Origin of the sequence: Vibrio qingdaonensis (assembly GCF_026191675.1) — a bacterium.
Lineage (GTDB): Bacteria > Pseudomonadota > Gammaproteobacteria > Enterobacterales > Vibrionaceae > Vibrio > Vibrio qingdaonensis.
In genome coordinates this window covers 1-300 of record NZ_JAKRRY010000191.1, presented here as the reverse complement: position 1 = coordinate 300, position 300 = coordinate 1, and the positions used below count along the sequence as shown (strand labels likewise).

General features: G+C 52.0%; 1 protein-coding gene. It reads left to right on the top strand.

Features of this window, described 5'->3' with window-relative positions; genetic code table 11:
• Positions 1–300 (top strand): VCBS domain-containing protein (locus MD535_RS25965; RefSeq protein WP_265678148.1); only part of this gene is annotated, 300 nt, incomplete at both ends.

Sequence of the window (300 nt, the reverse complement as noted above, 5' to 3'; positions counted from 1 at the left end):
TGTAAAAAGCGCCGACGGCACGGAGCACACCATTACGGTGACCGTGAATGGTACCGAAGATCCAAGCATCATCAGCAGTTACGAGCCGGGCTCAGTGACAGAAGACACCGCGGGTGTTTTGACTGACAGTGGGGATTTGGACATTGCTGATGCCGACAGTGGCGAAGCACAATTTGATATTACGCGTGTCGAAGGGCAACAAAATGGTAATGGCGAATCTCCATTAGGCAGCTTAACCATTACCGCCGATGGGCAATGGCGTTACCAAGTCGATAACTCGTTAACGGGTGTGCAGGAGCT